The sequence below is a fragment of the Enterobacter sp. Lyrl_3 genome (assembly GCF_051948675.1).
Classification (GTDB): domain Bacteria; phylum Pseudomonadota; class Gammaproteobacteria; order Enterobacterales; family Enterobacteriaceae; genus Enterobacter; species Enterobacter cloacae.
This window is the reverse complement of the sequence record NZ_JAYJLI010000033.1, coordinates 1-13,886: the sequence shown is the minus strand read 5'-3', so window position 1 is coordinate 13,886 and position 13,886 is coordinate 1. Positions and strand designations below refer to the sequence as shown.

18 protein-coding genes are annotated in these 13,886 nt (G+C 50.4%); 16 read left to right on the top strand and 2 right to left on the bottom strand.

Translation table 11 applies throughout. The features are described from left to right. The first annotated feature begins 150 nt into the window (after positions 1-150). The 3 genes from VF709_RS24290 to VF709_RS24280 all read left to right on the top strand — a co-directional run bounded on the left by VF709_RS24290 (position 151) and on the right by VF709_RS24280 (position 2,515). A complete protein-coding gene (locus tag VF709_RS24290) occupies positions 151-1,566 on the top strand; it encodes an integrase arm-type DNA-binding domain-containing protein (RefSeq protein ID WP_440232425.1) in 1,416 nt (471 codons plus the stop codon). Continuing rightward, positions 1,563-2,216: a hypothetical protein gene (locus tag VF709_RS24285; protein ID WP_440232424.1), complete on the top strand. Its 654-nt coding sequence runs from the start codon at positions 1,563-1,565 to the stop codon at positions 2,214-2,216. The genes VF709_RS24290 and VF709_RS24285 overlap by 4 nt, the downstream gene beginning before the upstream one ends. Before the next feature lie 98 nt (positions 2,217-2,314). Beyond that, on the top strand, positions 2,315-2,515 hold the full coding sequence (locus VF709_RS24280; RefSeq protein WP_440232423.1) for a helix-turn-helix domain-containing protein: 201 nt from the start codon (positions 2,315-2,317) through the stop codon (positions 2,513-2,515). Positions 2,516-2,620: 105 nt separating this feature from the next. Here the strand turns inward: VF709_RS24280 and VF709_RS24275 are convergent, their stop codons facing one another. After that, the gene (locus VF709_RS24275) at positions 2,621-2,806 is read right to left on the bottom strand and encodes a DUF3950 domain-containing protein (protein ID WP_440232422.1); all 186 of its coding nucleotides are present in this window, start codon (positions 2,804-2,806) and stop codon (positions 2,621-2,623) included. A 140-nt stretch (positions 2,807-2,946) separates the two neighbouring features. On the opposite strand from VF709_RS24275, the gene VF709_RS24270 reads away from it, so the two are divergent. From VF709_RS24270 to VF709_RS24220, 11 genes are all read left to right on the top strand, one after another. After that, positions 2,947-3,414: a hypothetical protein gene (locus VF709_RS24270; RefSeq protein WP_440232421.1), complete on the top strand. Its 468-nt coding sequence runs from the start codon at positions 2,947-2,949 to the stop codon at positions 3,412-3,414. 12 nt (positions 3,415-3,426) lie between these two features. Continuing rightward, positions 3,427-3,738 (top strand): DUF4222 domain-containing protein, encoded by a 312-nt coding sequence (locus tag VF709_RS24265; RefSeq protein ID WP_440232420.1) that lies wholly within the window; start codon positions 3,427-3,429, stop codon positions 3,736-3,738. Beyond that, entirely contained in the window at positions 3,735-5,867 is a 2,133-nt protein-coding gene (locus VF709_RS24260) for a DUF927 domain-containing protein (RefSeq protein WP_440232419.1), read from the top strand. The genes VF709_RS24265 and VF709_RS24260 overlap by 4 nt, the downstream gene beginning before the upstream one ends. Positions 5,868-6,236: 369 nt before the next feature. Then, positions 6,237-6,737: a hypothetical protein gene (locus VF709_RS24255; protein ID WP_440232418.1), complete on the top strand. Its 501-nt coding sequence runs from the start codon at positions 6,237-6,239 to the stop codon at positions 6,735-6,737. Between the two features lie 18 nt (positions 6,738-6,755). Beyond that, on the top strand, positions 6,756-7,412 hold the full coding sequence (locus VF709_RS24250) for an antitermination protein Q (RefSeq protein ID WP_440232417.1): 657 nt from the start codon (positions 6,756-6,758) through the stop codon (positions 7,410-7,412). A gap of 2 nt (positions 7,413-7,414) precedes the next feature. Further along, the gene (locus VF709_RS24245; protein WP_440232416.1) at positions 7,415-7,843 is read left to right on the top strand and encodes a single-stranded DNA-binding protein; all 429 of its coding nucleotides are present in this window, start codon (positions 7,415-7,417) and stop codon (positions 7,841-7,843) included. Positions 7,844-8,103: 260 nt separating this feature from the next. After that, positions 8,104-8,277 (top strand): hypothetical protein, encoded by a 174-nt coding sequence (locus tag VF709_RS24240; protein ID WP_440232415.1) that lies wholly within the window; start codon positions 8,104-8,106, stop codon positions 8,275-8,277. Positions 8,278-8,353: 76 nt separating this feature from the next. Continuing rightward, on the top strand, positions 8,354-8,932 hold the full coding sequence (locus VF709_RS24235) for an NUDIX hydrolase (protein WP_440232414.1): 579 nt from the start codon (positions 8,354-8,356) through the stop codon (positions 8,930-8,932). Between the two features lie 60 nt (positions 8,933-8,992). Further along, a complete protein-coding gene (locus VF709_RS24230; protein ID WP_440232413.1) occupies positions 8,993-9,682 on the top strand; it encodes a DUF2213 domain-containing protein in 690 nt (229 codons plus the stop codon). After that, positions 9,679-11,283, top strand: a complete 1,605-nt coding sequence (locus VF709_RS24225) for a phage tail protein (RefSeq protein ID WP_440232412.1) — start codon at positions 9,679-9,681, stop codon at positions 11,281-11,283. The genes VF709_RS24230 and VF709_RS24225 overlap by 4 nt, the downstream gene beginning before the upstream one ends. 2 nt (positions 11,284-11,285) lie before the next feature. Further along, positions 11,286-11,804: a tail fiber assembly protein gene (locus VF709_RS24220; RefSeq protein WP_440232411.1), complete on the top strand. Its 519-nt coding sequence runs from the start codon at positions 11,286-11,288 to the stop codon at positions 11,802-11,804. Positions 11,805-12,174: 370 nt separating this feature from the next. Here the strand turns inward: VF709_RS24220 and VF709_RS24215 are convergent, their stop codons facing one another. Next, on the bottom strand, positions 12,175-12,708 hold the full coding sequence (locus VF709_RS24215) for a hypothetical protein (protein WP_440232410.1): 534 nt from the start codon (positions 12,706-12,708) through the stop codon (positions 12,175-12,177). Between the two features lie 165 nt (positions 12,709-12,873). Here VF709_RS24215 and VF709_RS24210 point away from each other — a divergent pair, with 165 nt between their 5' ends. Further along, the gene (locus tag VF709_RS24210; protein ID WP_440232409.1) at positions 12,874-13,242 is read left to right on the top strand and encodes a DUF488 family protein, N3 subclade; all 369 of its coding nucleotides are present in this window, start codon (positions 12,874-12,876) and stop codon (positions 13,240-13,242) included. A gap of 38 nt (positions 13,243-13,280) precedes the next feature. Further along, positions 13,281-13,730, top strand: coding sequence for a hypothetical protein (locus tag VF709_RS24205; protein WP_440232408.1), 450 nt, complete (start codon positions 13,281-13,283; stop codon positions 13,728-13,730). The last annotated feature ends 156 nt before the right edge of the window (positions 13,731-13,886 follow it).

Below are 13,886 nucleotides of genomic sequence, written 5' to 3'. Positions count from 1 at the left end.
TTTAGGTGAAATAATTACCTAATTATCACTTATCAAGAAAAACAGGTATTTAGTGCACATGTATTTCCTCTATAATGACCTATAATTAACCAATTCACCCTGTTTCCGGTATCCCCGAAGTATCCCCGGATAATCATAGGTCAAGCATCCATGCGTACACTCAGATTCACCAAATTGGCTTTGCTCGAGCTGGAGGCTCCTGAGCCGGGAAAACGTGCTGAATACGCTGACAGCGTGGTTAACGGGCTACGGCTCAGGATCACTTCTAATGGCAGCAAAAGTTTCTGTGTTGTCAGGAAGCGTGACGGTAAATTTTTTAGGGTAACACTGGGAAAATTTCCCGATCTCACAATAGACCAGGCGCGTGAAATGGCAGCGCGTACTCTGGGAGAGGTGGCGGCTACCAGACAGAACCCAAACGAGCAGAGGCAGGCAGAAAGAAATAAATCCATAACCCTGGCAGACGCGCTGGCGGAATACATCAGATCCCGCTCGCACCGAATAAAACAAACGACGATTGACCAGTACCAGGGGATTCTTACCAATTTCACCGGGGACTGGCTTAAAACACCACTGGCGGCCATTGACCGAGAACGGGTCGAGGCCAGGCACAAAGCAATCACTGAGGGTGGCGTGTGGTTCGGCGATAAACCCCAGCGTGCTGGCGTGGCTGCAGGCAGTAAAGCCCAGGCTGACTTATGGGCTCGTGTGTTACGCGCTGTGTACCGCTACTCGCACGATCATTATCGCGATAATGACGGCAACCGACTGCTACCCGACCCGCCGACGATGGTGCTTAGCACAAAGCGTAAATGGCATGGCACCACGCGTAAAACATCCCGCATACGCAATAACGAGCTCTCCCGGTGGTTGGGTGCCGTTGATGCTGTTCGGCAGCACTCCGCCAGCGTACGGGATGATTTCGCCGTGTCAGTATGTGATGCGCTCGATGTTGCGCTATTTACTGGCCTGCGTCGCTCTGAGGTGTTCGGGCTTGAGTGGGAGCGGGTGAAAATGTCCGGACGTTATTTTTGGATCGACAAGACCAAGAACGGCGACCCGCTGGAGCTGCCGATCACTGATACACTTTACTCAATTTTTGAGCGCCGTAAGGCGATGCGCACCGACGATAACCCGTATGTGTTTCCGGCGGCGCAGGGTGGCATCATTACCGACCCACGCAGGGTAATAGACCAGATAAGCCAGGCGACTGCGCAGAACGGCGCAGAATCGCCCATAGCATTCACCTGCCATGATGCCCGACGCACGTTCGGCAGCGTGGCTGAGCTGGTGGGCGTGGGCTCGTACATACTGAAACGCCTGATGAACCATAAAACCATGCGCAGCGCTGACGTTACGCAGGGTTATTTGCACTTCTCCGCCGACGAGCTGCAGGAACCGGCCGCAAAGATAGAGCGCGCCATCCTCGAGCATGCCGGACGGTTAGAGAAGGCCGCCAACCTCGATGCGCAGTTGTTAGCGGTAATGGGTGTTATGTCAGATGAAGATAAGCGGTCGATCCTTTTTTCTCTTTTGAACCCTCAACCGGGAGAAAAGAAAGCATGAAGAGTTATCTGAGTATCTTGGAAAGGATTATTCAGCAGCATTCTAAAGGGGCGGTAATGATTGGTTCTGGCGGAGGGAATCTTGAGCTTTGCATCAGGGCAATGACCACTCTCAAGGAAGAATATGAACCGCCTGTTTTGAGTGAAATTCCTGAACAGCATGCTGCAGAATTTAAGCGTGTTGTGGCTTTGGATGATTCTGAGCAATTAATTGCGTTTGTTGAAAAATATGGCGTAAAGCTTTCAGATGAACATACGAAGCTATGGTGTGCCGGGATGATATTACAACACCAAGGGCAAGCGGCGCTGGCGCAGGCTATGTTCGATACGGTGTACGCCGCAAATCTTCGGGGGAAAATGCACACTCTATTTGAACCCAAATTGAAAGAGAAATATGCGCGAGCAAAACTTCAGGAAAATGCCAAAAAAGCGAGAAATCGCCATAGCGCTCAAGCGTTAAAAATCGCCAAAGCAACTTGGAGAAAATATCCTGGTGCCAGTCTTGGGCAAATGTGTGAAAAAATCCGCGCTTATTTCAATAATGAAATCAGCATTGATACCCTAAAGCGAGGAATAAAAAGTGCTGGTATCCGCCCAAAATCCCCAAATGAGAGAAAATCATTCAGCCTTGTGATCCCTCCAGATGCATAGCGGCTACGCACCCTGCATAGCGGCTATGCCGTCTGTTTTCCTTTTTCCTCCTTGCCCATAGTTTCACCGTCGAACATCACAAAGCACGGTGAAACACTATGATTCAGATTCAACCCACTGGTAAGAAATTCACTCGCCCGGAGGCGGCGGAGTACATCGGCGTTGCAGCGCGAACGCTGGCGAACTGGCACAGTTCTGGCCGGGTAAAAATCCCTTTCTACAAGGTCGGTCGTAAGAAGACGATCTACATGCAATCCGATCTCGATGCGTACCTTGCATCCGTTCGTACCGATGTGTGATGGGGGCGCTATGAAGATGGCTTTCGCGCACCTGTCGCGTTTTCTGGCGCATTTATCCACGGCACAAAAAAAGCCGGGGTTCGGCCCGGCTATGCTGGTGGGGGGTCAGGCTTTAGGGTCGAAACCTTCGCGCAGCAATCTCTTACGGCAGGCATCTTTCACCCAGGCGCTGAATTGTCCAGGGCCAGCGGCTATGTTGATTTGTTCCAGCAGTTCGTCTTCGAAGCGGATATTTTTGACGGTACTTCCAGAACGATCAAATTCTCTTTTGGTGGATTTTTTCTCTTGCATCGGTATATACCATTGTTATATGATGGTTGCGTATGGTATATACCATTCGAAATTAAATCAAGTGAAATTAGCGAAGCCCGGCAGTGTTTGCGGCACTAACCGGGCCTCTCACCACAAAACGTTATACGAGGTAACGCATCATGGTTAATAACCAATCTACCAAAATTTCGGCAAAAAATGTAGTGATCCTGCCCCACGTCGGTGATGTGGACACCAAAGCGACCCCTTTCAATCAGGCGCTGCAGCGTGAACGCCTGGACATGATGGACCTGTTTAAGACCGCGCTCGATACTGCTGGCGTTGAGTACACGGCGCAGGATCAAATTGTTTCCTACCGGGCTACCATCACCACCGGCACGCAGCTGCGTGAGCGTGGCATTGATATCGGGTTCGAGGATGTGATGTTTCTGTATGGCACTAATGCCCTCGGCGCAGAACGGGAGCTGTGCTGGCTGGAAATGAACGATGCCCACGGCACAGAGCTGGATGAACTCATTGAATCCCTCCCGCGCATCGGTGTAATGGCAGTTGTCCAGGCAATGGTCGCTCGCACTAATTCCCTGAGCAATATAATCGAAGTGGCGAAGGCCGCGAAGCGTAACCGCTAAGAGGAAATTTTAATGAAATATAAATCTTATGGCTCTGGAGCCTACGGACGCGCTCGCCCTGAAATCAGACCTGGTGATATTTGGAAAGACCGCCACGGATCCCGAATTATTATTTTGTCGGTCTCTCAGCAGCGTATTGAATATCGCCGTGTTGGGTATGACAACACTTGCGCCTGTTCGCCTGGCCGCTTTGGTAGGGACTTTACATATTTACAGGGAAATACGAACGAATCTGATGTAGCGCGGTTCCTTGGGGCTGCTGACGGCGATGATAAAATCCGCGTGCTGCGCGAGATCATGCGTGAGAGGACTGGCGGGAAATGAAACTGGCTCCGAACGTTAAACAGTTGCCGAAGGATAAATTTACAGAGGCTGTGATATTTGCCGGATCTGATGCTTACGCTCATGCAAAAGCCTGGGAGGATGATTATGGCAAAAAAATTGCGGGTGACACAGTCCCACCGATCCGACTCGGTTCAGGGCATCTTTCAAACCTGGAAAATTATCAAATTATTGATACCGGGAGACGTTGTGCCCGCGTTTATATTGCCGGGGAAATTGAGCCAATTTTGATTAATGCTATTGCTGAAAAGCTGGCGCTGGCCGGGGTACAGGATGCCAAGCTGTACAAAGGGATCCCCGACCGCCAACCAGAAGACTGGCGCGACTATTTATCCAGGCTTCGTGAACAGGCCGAGCGTGGTGAAAGTCTGGTTGCGGAGGTAAGTAGGGGGCAGGGGAAAAACGAGCATAAAGACGATTTGGCTCCATGCGTTGAAGTACGTAAGGACGGGTTGTATTGGGTGACTCCGAAAATAGACGGGCGCTCAGGTGAAGTGACCAGACCAGGGGAATGGTTATGTGATCCGATTAGAACCGTGGGGGTAGGTCATGATGGCGGAGGTGCGTATTTTGTCATTGAGATGAAGCCCGTTGATTCAGGGAAAATAATACATGAAGCATTACCGCGTAATGAAATCGGAATGGCTGCTGGCTGGGCTAGATTACGAGGGCGCGGGGTTTCTATAACTACCAGTTCGCATTTGCTAAACAAACTGGCGGAGTATCTCCAGCGGCATGGTGAGCGTACCGCGTGGGAAGTTACTTCAACCGCTGGGTGGCACTGTGGCGCTTATGTCATGCCAGATGGCGAGGTGATTGGAATACCTGAACGGCCTGTGGCCTTCTGCGGTGGTTCTGCTGCTGTCAAAGGCTATGTTGTTCGGGGGACTGCCGAAGAATGGCGGGACAATGTAGCTTCACTGATGCGTGGTAATCACTCGATGATGCTGGGTACTCTTGTCGGGCTTGCAGCTCCGCTGAACTCTCTGGCCGGAGGGAGTTGTTTTGGTGTTCACCTATTTGCTCAGTCATCATCTGGTAAAACAACAACAGTCGAAGCGGCAACCAGCCTTTATGGTGATCCCGAAATGCTCAAATTATCCTGGGATGCGACCAAATATGGACTAACGGTAGAGGCCGCGTCGCGGAACGATGGGTTTGTTCCAATCGATGAAATTGGGCAAGGCGGGGATGTTAAAGCAATCTCCCAATCTGCATACAGCCTATTTAACGGAGTGGGGCGTATTCAGGGCCGTAAAGATGGTGGGAATCGTGCATCCATGCGATGGAAAATTGCGGCGCTCAGTACTGGAGAAGAGGATTTTGAAACTTTTCTCATCAAAGGTGGAATTACCCCTAAGGCTGGGCAACTGGTGCGTCTATTGAGCGTCCCTTTTACCGACACGACAGATTTTAATGGTTATGACGACGGTGATGAACACGCTAGAGCCATAAAGCGTTTATCGTCGGGTTATTGTGGCGCGGCCGGTCGTGAGTGGGTTCGTTGGTTGGCTGTTAACAAAGAAATAGCTATCAACACCACCATTGAGAAAGAAAATATGTGGCTGGGCCGTCTTCCGGAAGGCGCATCTGCACAGGTCCGGCGTGTGGCATCGCGTTTTGCGATGCTGGATGCAGCGGGGGAATTGGCACAGCAAATCACTGGCTGGATGCCTGAGGAATGCCAGGCCGCAACCAAACAGGCATTTGATGACTGGTTGCAGGACTTCGGCTTGGAAAATCGAGAGAAGCATCAGATTGTGAGTCGAGCGCGAGACTTCTTACAGCGCTATGCTCTGAATCGATTTCAGCCATACACCTTTGGGAAGCTCAATGGCAACATTGATAATAGCCATGCAGCACGGATCCAGAATCTGGCAGGTTATGCCGTCAGCAACAAAAGAGATGATGGGCAGCTCGAATATCACATTATTCAATCTGTGTTCGATGAAGAAATCCTTGATGGAATTTCTCGCAATGTGGGATGTCAGGCATTGTTCGACGCTGGGATGCTCATTAAATATGAGCCTGATCGTTGGCCGAGTAAGACGTTAAAAATTAATAATCATCAACAACGATTCATCGTGTTGATTGATCCTCCTGAAGACTGAGTGGGATATATAGCCTGATTCAATGGGATTTTGGGATATCTTGGGATTTGATTTTTTATGTAACTGCATAATAAATAAAGATTTGTTTGTCATATCCCGATATCCCACCGGAATTTATCTTTTTACCCTAATGAGAGGGTTACACATCATTTAAGTGATGAGGCACACATGTTGAAGACCACCGTTAAAAACTAATGGGATTTATGGGATATCGGGATATGGATATTAAAATGTATTTCTATTCAATTGTTTAGGTGGATTTTGCGTATCCCATGATATCCCGTAACAGGAGTTCTATATCCCGACCAGACCAATACCTGAGCCAACTTGGCCTTTTCTGGTCGTCTGCTATTGAAGTGAGGATTTTTTATGAAGAGCTATGAACGGCAGGGAGTGATCCTGCCACTGATGGTTGCTGGTATTAATGAACTCATCAGAAAAGAAAAAATAGATTTAAATGGAAAGTCTGTAGATGCAAATGCCCCGGAGGAATTAAAGGGGGGCTATATTCATACCACCTTGTATGGCTGCCCTTCGCTCATTAACTGGCGGGATATTGGGTACGATAAGTTAAGAATATCGGTCTGGTGGGACTACAGACCAGAAAACTTACCTCAGCGAGCAAGGTCTTGGCTGGAGCGTCAAAAGCCATGTACATCGACCCCATTGGTTAAGAGTCACAATTTACCGGATCTCTTGGGGGCATATGGCAGCTGCTGGCTAGAACGAAAGGAAGGAAAATATATTATCGGCAAGCTAGGTGAGCAATTCTTCAATATTTATTTGAGAAAGAATACTTACTATCCGTTGGATCACGCTCCGATGGAAGAACCTCTCGGATATAAGCTTAGCGGAATACCTTCGTCTTAAAAAAGGAACGGAAACCCCATGAGGCTGAAATATGCCATAACGATAGGTGACCCCAAATCACCGGGGATCGAGTATCAGGGGAGAGCGACGGGAACCAGCCACCTGACCAGGGCTGATGTGATTGCGGCGATGGGCATTGCACAGGCCCACCAGCCAGCGGGTATGGCGCTGATTACGGCAAAGTACACCAAAGACGGCGGCGCGATGCGAACCGCGCTACTCGAGCTGGAGAAGTATGCTCAGGCAATAAGGGGGAAATATCTTGGCAAGGATGCTGGGAAGAGTGTCACCCAGGCTGTCGCGGTGCTGGCGACCCACGTGCTGGAGGACTATTCCAGAACGGCAGACACGCCCGGCGCGAAGTGCCAGTGTGGAGGGCGCTGCGAGGTACGTGACCTGAAAGAGAGCAAGCGGCAGGGCCGCCCGGTCATGAAGCCGTGCAGCCGCTGCAAGGGCACCGGGCTAAAGCCGATAACGCATACGCGAGTGCATCACGCGCTGCTGCGCTTCGTGTCAGTGTCCCAGCCCACGTACTCGCGCCGCTGGAAGCCGTTTTACGATGAACTGGCATCTTGGTGTTATCAGCAGGAAAGCGCCGCTGAGCGCTATTACAACGATGCCGCCGGGCTGCGGCCGGCGGTGACGGAAACCGGAGAAAAATTACAGGAGGTGTGACCGTGACAGCACAGATGGCAGCCTACGGAAGGATTATTTCGGAGGTGCAGACAAAAGCCACTGGTAACGGCGGCAACATGGCATTTGCTCGTGTGGCTGTCACCTTGCCGTGCCGGGCGGCCGAGAACGGCGAGGCGACGATGTGGCTTGGTGTGACGGCGTTCGGCAGACAGGCTGATGCGCTTGCAAGGCACCAGAAGGGCGACCTTGTGAGCGTATCCGGTCAGTTGCAGGTGAATCAGTGGACCGGGCAGGATGGAGAGCCGCAAAGCGGGTATGCGCTGGTGGCCGACAGTGTTGTAAGTGCCAGAACCGCGCGACCGGGAGGGAAGAAAGGCCAGCAGGGGCAGGCTACCGACGCACTGAAACGGGCCAGGCAGAATCCTCGCAACGAGTATGATCAGAGTCCACCAGATGATGACTCGCAGTGAAAGCACCCACTAGACCCATGCGAAAGCGTGGGTTTTTTTATGCTCCGACATTTCAGTATGAACAATGATGAATTTAGTTCTGCAGAAATAAAAAAGCCCCAGAGGGACCAGCTCCGGGGCTTTTTGCTTACGCCGCTAGGTGGGGCGGCAGAGAGGATATTGGACAAGGGATGAGGTTTCATTTCATTCCGAGCAACATAATGGATCGTTATTGCAGTTTGTGCAATGATAATTGTCGTTACCGTTCAGGAGAAACCACCATGAGAAATCCAAACGTAAAACCCGTTCTGCTCACCCGTGAACAGATTGATGCCCTCCACCGTCTCCAGGAGCAGGAGCGCCGCAGCTCACCGCTTGGTATAGCCCCCAGCATTCATGAAGTAGCCCGTCGCCTGATGGAAAAAGCGCTTCAGCCTGTCGAGCAGACGGCCTAAAGAATTCAGCGATGCCGCGCTTATCCGGCAGCAATGCGCATACCGCGCAATTTTAATTAAATGAGAGGTAGAAGATATGCCAGCACCAAACGAAGATTTGAAAGCGAAGTTATTGGAGGTGGTCGAAGCACTCGCCACATCTCAGGGGGTAACTCCTCAACAGATCCTCAGCACGCTAAACGAGATGCCGCCGGAAGACCTGTCGAAAGTTGATGACGGTAAACCGAACCTGCGTACAGTTGCAGCTGATGAAGACCAGAACGCGATGAGTGAAGCACAGGCGAAAGCTGACTCGGCTTACCGCGGCGTTGGAAGAAATGCACCGCAGCCATTCTCTGGTGAAAAAACCATGGATTACCGTAAGCGAGCACTGATTGGTTTGCAAAGCCTTGCGAAGGATTATGGGGGCGTGAATATCCGTTCTGTTTCAGATTCTGCAACGTTAAGCGTTCTGGAAGACCAGATTTACAGGGCTGCGCGAGAAGGAGTAGATTGGGCGATTGAGAATACCCCGGGTTATCTGCATAAAACCGTTCGAATGGATGAAGCGGGACGCCGTGTTACTTACTGGCATGGTGATCCAAATACATGGCTCGCGGCATTTAAAACCCCACCGCGCCGCCTTGTTCGAATCAACCCAAATCCAAGTCAATAAAAACTATACCCAGCTCGACCAGTAATGGTTGGGCTTTTTCTCATTATCAGGATCACTCCCATGTTGCTGACAGAAATTCAGGTAGCAAAACAAATCCGCGATGGAGTACAGCCATCGCCGTACAAATTTATGAATATGTGGCTGGTGAACCTGCGCATTACCGGCACCGGGCTGGCTTACCGTTCCAACGAAAAAGAATTCGTCTGGCGTTCTCCTCAAACGTACCTTAACCCGCAGTTCCTGGAGCGCTGTTCCGGTGTGCCTGTAATTATCGATCACCCGGAAGGGAAGACGCTGGAAGCGGTAGGGGAACAACGTATTGTCGGTACCGTTATGCTGCCTTACATCAGAGGGGACGAGGTTTGGGCTGTATGCCGTATCTATGGGCAGGAGATCATCGACTATATCCTGAAGGAAAAGGATAACGTCTCTACCAGCCCGTCGGTTGTATTTTGTGGAGGGGATGGCTGTGCAGACGTGAAGAACGCCATGGGCGAGGATGGTTTCTTTATCGAGGGTACGCCTTTCCTTATCGATCACGTTGCGCTCGTACCGCTTGGCGTGTGGGACAAAGGGGATAAGCCCTCGGGTGTGGAAGTGACCACTCAGCCGGAAGACGAGCAGATGGCGGAAATTGTAAAAGCTGCAGTAGATGAGGCATTCAGGCCAGTGACAGAAAATCTGGAAAAATTATCTGGTCGCCTGGACGAGATGGAAAAATTAACAAAAACTGAGGTGACTGAAAAATGATACTGGGTTTCGGTAACAATGTGGTCTCTTCTCTGGCATCCGACATCACGGCCAGCCAGACTACTTTTTCTGTACTACCGGGCGATGGCCCGTTATTTGCGCCTCTCCTGACATCTGATTTCAGCAACAAATCCACAACGTTAAAAAACTACGCGAAAATTACGCTGACCGACTCCGGCGAAACTGCGTTTGAGGTCTGCCACCTGACGGCGGTTAGTGGTGATACGCTGACGGTTATCCGTGGGCAGGAAGGTACTACAGCGAAAGGCTGGGCACTGAAAGATGTTGTTGGCAATTTTTCCACACGCGGCTCTGAAAATTCTTTCCCCCAGATCGCTCATATCCAAAGCGGTTTTTATACATCGGGTACCGCTGGCGGCACGGCAAACGCGCTTACCCTTGAGCTGCCAACCACTTTTTTCCTAAACGGCTCGACTGACTGGGTAATGAAAACACCGATCGTTGTCTACCCGACACAAAACAATACCGGCGCAGCCACACTACAATTGACAATGGGCGGCCGCGTTCTCGGTACGTTTAAGCTCTACAAAGGCAACAAAGCTGAGCTGGTAGCGAATGACATCCTAAAAGATGTGGCTCTGGTTTGCCTGCTGGATAACACGAAGACATTCTTTAACGTGGCAAACCCCGGGGCAATTTACGCCGGACTGGGAACGGCTGCATTTCGCGATGTTACTTCTTCAAGATATGACGCAACATCAGGGCGAGTTTTGCAGGTCGGGGATTATGGCCTGGGAACTACCGTTGGGTTAGCGATGCTGTCATCAATATTTGATATTACATGCACTGCTAAACATGCCGCTCTTGGTGTCGGTGCTGGCAGTTCAGCCACTGAAGGAATGCCAGCAAACTCTGGAAATACGAGGTTTTCAGTTGATGTTGACAGCATCTATACGAACCAATATTGGGTTACGCTACGCAGTTCTAATCAGTCTTATGTGGGGATGATCAACACCAGTGCGAAAACCGCAACTTGGTCTCAACTCTATAGTACAGCGTTCAAACCAACAGCGGGGGATGTAGGGGCGCTGCCAATAACTGGAGGAACACTAACTGGATTATTAACTATAAGCAATGCAACCCCTTATATTGCTCTCCGCGCAACGGGTAGCGATACACGGCGCTATATTATGGGTTTCAACAGTGATGGGTCTTCATCGTTTTATGTAGGAAAGGCCAACGCCAACAGCGAATCGTGCATGCTTTGGAATTACACCCCTGGTAGTGGTATTGAAATTACTGCCGATGGTAGAATTAATGTTAATTCCAAAGGAAGAACATCTGTATTTAATACAGACGGGACCTTTGCACCTGCGGCATGGACAAACTTTGATGCACGCTATCAGGCTAAAGGCAACTACACCCCAGCAGGGCAGGCTTACACAAAGGCTGAAAGTGACGCACGCTATGTTCAAAATATCAGGTTGGGTGCGGTTGAGTCTTCCAACACATGGGCTGAAAAATCACCTTACGTTGTTACGGGTTCAGATAAAGTTGTTGGAGATGATTATGTTGGGCATGCGGTCAGAAGGCCACTACAGAAACTTGTTAACGGGACGTGGATAAACGCAGGATGGTAAATATGTTAAATTTAAAAAACTTCACAGAGTACGTGCCATCTGATGATGATAAGAAAGAATTAATAGAAATCTACAATGCCAAATTTTATGTCAGTGAGGGCGGGGCTGACTGGTATGAATCTCTTTCTGCATTTCAGGAAGATACGGTTAAAATCAAATATCGAAGCGATGGAGTAATTATATCGGTAGCAACTGATGCTTCACTTTTATGCCCTGACGGTGGCAGCGTTGCCGAAGTTTCAAGCCTGCCTGCTGATTTCTCTATCAATCAATGGCGATTTATTAATGGTGAGATTGAGCGGGTGCCCATAGATGTTTTGGCTGAAGCTAACGCAGAAAAATTACGCCTGATGTCGGAAGCTGAAGCGACTATTGCACCGCTTAAGCGGGCAGCGAAATACGACATGGCTACAGACGTTGAAAAGCAGCTGCTGGAGGAATGGGAGATTTACAGCGTGCTGCTGAGCCGGGTTGATACATCTCTGGCGCCAGACATTGAATGGCCTCCTGTGCCTGATTGATCACTTGCACTGATTCCATCCTTCTCGATCGAACAACCCCAGCCTTTTGGTTGGGGCTTTTTTTTGGAAAAAAATCAGGCAAAGAACCTTAACAAACCTTAACATCGTCGTCCGCCGCTTGACACTTTCGTCCGAAAAAACTTAATAAATCTTAATATCGCCGACGGGCTGGCTTGACACTTTCCCCCCTCAACCTTGTGAAATCTAACCATCCGACTTGACGCTTTTACTCAGAAAAACGGGTGTTTTTGACAGAGCAGGCAACGCGAATGCAATAGTGGCGGGGCTTACAGCGGGGGTTGACACTTTTTGTCAAGGCAAGTGTAAAGTGTCAACCTGACACGAGGCCAGACTTGACACTTTTTCAGGTCTATTTCGCCCATTTCGCCAGGGCTTTTATCCCGGCGGGGCTCCAGTCGTCTTTTTCGTCTCCGATCTCTCCAGCCAGAATTCTGCTGGTTGTGTAGCAGACGTCGCGGCGGATCATTTCGATAGCGAGCTGGGCGTTTTGTGTGAAGCTGTATTGCGTGAAAAAATGCTCAGAATCCCCTGTATCCATCCATACGCCGCCATCATCCAGAAACTCGACGTACCAGTTGATTTCATCTACCGCCGCCAGAACCCGCTGACGTACTTCTTCATCGTTCGCTGGGGCCGGTGCTTTCCCGTCCTGAGCTTTGACTGCATCCCAGAATTCCGGCCATGTCATCTCGATTGTGCGGTGCGCCCAGCGGTTCTCGGCCGCAACCACTTCGGTTTGTTCTGGGGTGTGATGTCGTTGCTCGGTCGCTGATACGTCTATTTTGTTCCCGGACATAACAACTTCTCCGCGCTCAATCCAGGCATAGACCGTCTGGCGGCTGACGCCCCGGTGTTTGGCGTATTCGGCTTTACTCATCAGCATGTTGGCAGTCCTCCGTTTCTCTGGCCTAACGGTAGCCCTTTTAACCGCTGTGGGCAATTCTGCCTGTGCTCGGAAAATCCTCTGAACCAGAAGTTAAAAAACGTTATAAAACAGCGTCTTAATGTATAATTAATGGTGTAAGTTATTGTTTTATAAGGACAGGATATGAAGACTTCATGCTTTTCTCTCTACCGCGGTACCGGCCGCATCAGCATTGCCCGGTATGCGCCACGCAACACGCCCGCCGGGTATCGCATGTATAAGCCGCTGGCTCCGGGAGCCTGGTTCAACTCGGTGAGCACGTCCCGGTATATCGAGCTGTACGAAAGTGAGGTTCTGGGCCGCCTTGATGCGCGGCAGGTGTGGAACGAACTGCACGCGCTGACAGGCGCTCAGGAGCCGGTGCTGCTGTGCTGGGAGAAGCCCGGCGAGTTCTGTCACCGCCAACTGGTGGCCCGGTGGTTCCGGCGCGAACTCAACATTTTGGTTGAAGAATACGATCCCCTTGCCACCGGGCAGATGGATTTGCTGTAAAATTGCGGTAATTTTTTTGCAGGAGGCGAAGTAACGTTATGGCAGGTTTATTCAGCAAGGGTGATGCCGGGGCGATGTTCGAGCATCTCAAAAGCAAATGGGTGAATTTTTATAAGCACCCGACCGAAGAGGGGCTGATCGATACGCTGTTTCCCATGTACCACCTTCGGGAATGGATTTTTCAGGGCAAGGAAAGCGATTATGACGGGAAGCCGAGCGGCCAACTGAGCAGGGAGGAAGCGCTTGATAAAGCGTTGCTGGAGCTACCTGAATACCTAGTGGTTCGGTCGTTGTGCAATCACACCAAGCACTACTCGTGCGATCCGAAAAGGAACAAGGAGCATGAGACGGTTGAAATTATCGGTTCCCCAGTTGGTCTGATGAAGTGCGGCGATTCACTGAACAGCTCTTATTTTTTGGTCGATGGCCGGGATGTCCGTGACATCTTCATGGCAGTTTACCGGGTCTATTACGGATACTTTGGCTGATTGGTTGTTATTTAACCATAAATCACCATGTTTCCCGTTTGAAAGTATCCCCGAAGTATCCCCATAAAAAGCAAAAGGGCTAGCGATTTCTCGCTAGCCCTTGCTGTGTCTGGTGGCCCCTGCTGGACTTGAACCAGCGACCAAGCGATTATGAGT

Bases quoted from the DNA above. Each gene is read 5' to 3' on its own strand.
- VF709_RS24290 (WP_440232425.1), top strand. From the start codon at position 151: ATGCGTACACTCAGATTCACCAAATTGGCTTTGCTCGAGCTGGAGGCT.
- VF709_RS24285 (WP_440232424.1), top strand. From the start codon at position 1,563: ATGAAGAGTTATCTGAGTATCTTGGAAAGGATTATTCAGCAGCATTCT.
- VF709_RS24280 (WP_440232423.1), top strand. From the start codon at position 2,315: ATGATTCAGATTCAACCCACTGGTAAGAAATTCACTCGCCCGGAGGCG.
- VF709_RS24275 (WP_440232422.1), bottom strand. From the start codon at position 2,806: ATGCAAGAGAAAAAATCCACCAAAAGAGAATTTGATCGTTCTGGAAGT.
- VF709_RS24270 (WP_440232421.1), top strand. From the start codon at position 2,947: ATGGTTAATAACCAATCTACCAAAATTTCGGCAAAAAATGTAGTGATC.
- VF709_RS24265 (WP_440232420.1), top strand. From the start codon at position 3,427: ATGAAATATAAATCTTATGGCTCTGGAGCCTACGGACGCGCTCGCCCT.
- VF709_RS24260 (WP_440232419.1), top strand. From the start codon at position 3,735: ATGAAACTGGCTCCGAACGTTAAACAGTTGCCGAAGGATAAATTTACA.
- VF709_RS24255 (WP_440232418.1), top strand. From the start codon at position 6,237: ATGAAGAGCTATGAACGGCAGGGAGTGATCCTGCCACTGATGGTTGCT.
- VF709_RS24250 (WP_440232417.1), top strand. From the start codon at position 6,756: ATGAGGCTGAAATATGCCATAACGATAGGTGACCCCAAATCACCGGGG.
- VF709_RS24240 (WP_440232415.1), top strand. From the start codon at position 8,104: ATGAGAAATCCAAACGTAAAACCCGTTCTGCTCACCCGTGAACAGATT.
- VF709_RS24235 (WP_440232414.1), top strand. From the start codon at position 8,354: ATGCCAGCACCAAACGAAGATTTGAAAGCGAAGTTATTGGAGGTGGTC.
- VF709_RS24230 (WP_440232413.1), top strand. From the start codon at position 8,993: ATGTTGCTGACAGAAATTCAGGTAGCAAAACAAATCCGCGATGGAGTA.
- VF709_RS24225 (WP_440232412.1), top strand. From the start codon at position 9,679: ATGATACTGGGTTTCGGTAACAATGTGGTCTCTTCTCTGGCATCCGAC.
- VF709_RS24220 (WP_440232411.1), top strand. From the start codon at position 11,286: ATGTTAAATTTAAAAAACTTCACAGAGTACGTGCCATCTGATGATGAT.
- VF709_RS24215 (WP_440232410.1), bottom strand. From the start codon at position 12,708: ATGCTGATGAGTAAAGCCGAATACGCCAAACACCGGGGCGTCAGCCGC.
- VF709_RS24210 (WP_440232409.1), top strand. From the start codon at position 12,874: ATGAAGACTTCATGCTTTTCTCTCTACCGCGGTACCGGCCGCATCAGC.
- VF709_RS24205 (WP_440232408.1), top strand. From the start codon at position 13,281: ATGGCAGGTTTATTCAGCAAGGGTGATGCCGGGGCGATGTTCGAGCAT.